The following is a 1,252-nucleotide window of genomic DNA, read 5'->3' on the forward strand; positions in this document are numbered from 1 at the left end:
AAGGAGTTCACGTGGCCGTCTCGCGTCGGAGGTTCATGACCTCCGTGGTGTCCGGGTCCGCTCTCGCCGCGGTGTCGTCGTCGCAGCTACTGACCGCGCTGAACAGCGCGGCCCACGCCGCCAGTCCCGTCGGGGACGTGGTCGGGAAGATCACCGTCGGCTACCAGGGCTGGTTCGCCTGCAAGGGCGACACCGCCCCGATCAACGGCTGGTGGCACTGGAGCGAGAACATGGCCAACAGCCCCTCTCCCTCCAACAACACCATCGTCGCCTGGCCCGACATGCGCGAGTACACCAACGCCTACCCCACCGCTTACGACAACCTCAACAACGGCCGGCCCGCCACCCTGTTCTCCTCCTACGACCAGCAGACCGTCGACACCCACTTTCGCTGGATGCGCGAGAACGACATCGACACCGCCGCCCTGCAACGCTTCAACCCGATGGGCGGCGAAGGCCCCACCCGTGACGCCATGGCCACCAAGGTCCGCGCCGCCGCCGAGGCCAACGGCCGCAAGTACTACATCATGTACGACGTCACCGACTGGACGAACATGCAGCCGGAGATCAAAACCGACTGGCTGACCAAGATGAAGGCCCACACCACCTCCTCGGCCTACGCCGTGCAGAACGGCAAACCCGTCGTCGGCATCTGGGGCTTCGGCTTCAACGACCCCAAACGCCCCTGGGCACCGGCCCCCTGCCTGGAGGTCGTCAACTGGTTCAAAGACCAGGGCTGCTACGTGATGGGCGGCGTGCCCACCCACTGGCGCCGCGGCGTCGAGGACTCGCGCCCCGGCTTCCTGGAGGTCTACCACGCCTTCCACATGATCTCCCCCTGGATGGTCGGCCGCATCTCCACCCTCGCCGACGCCGACCACTTCTACGCCAACGTCAACCTGCCCGACCAGGCCGACTGCGACACCCACGGCATCGACTACCAGCCCTGCGTACTACCCGGCGACGTCACCACCCGCCAGCGCCGCCACGGCGACTTCATGTGGCGCCAGTTCTACAACATGGTCCGCGTCGGCGCCCAGGGCATCTACATCTCCATGTTCGACGAGTACAACGAGGGCAACCAGATCGCCAAGACCGCCGAGACCCTCGCCGACGTCCCGGCCAACTCCGGCATGCTCGCCCTGGACGAGGACGGCACCGCCTGCTCGGCCGACTACTACCTGCGCCTGACCGGCGACGGCGGCAGGATGCTCAAGGGCCAGATCGCCCTCACCGCCACCCGCCCCACCCG

At 67.2% G+C, this 1,252-nt stretch carries 1 protein-coding gene; it reads left to right on the top strand.

Annotated features, from left to right (window positions below; all coding sequences use genetic code 11):
- Positions 1 to 11 precede the first annotated feature (11 nt).
- Positions 12 to 1,252, top strand: a 1,241-nt coding sequence (locus tag ACSDR0_RS50675) for a glycoside hydrolase family 71/99-like protein (protein ID WP_435296144.1), incomplete at its 3' end; no start/stop codon positions are given.

It is taken from the genome of Streptosporangium sp. G11 (genome assembly GCF_051192615.1).
Classification (GTDB): Bacteria; Actinomycetota; Actinomycetes; order Streptosporangiales; family Streptosporangiaceae; genus Streptosporangium.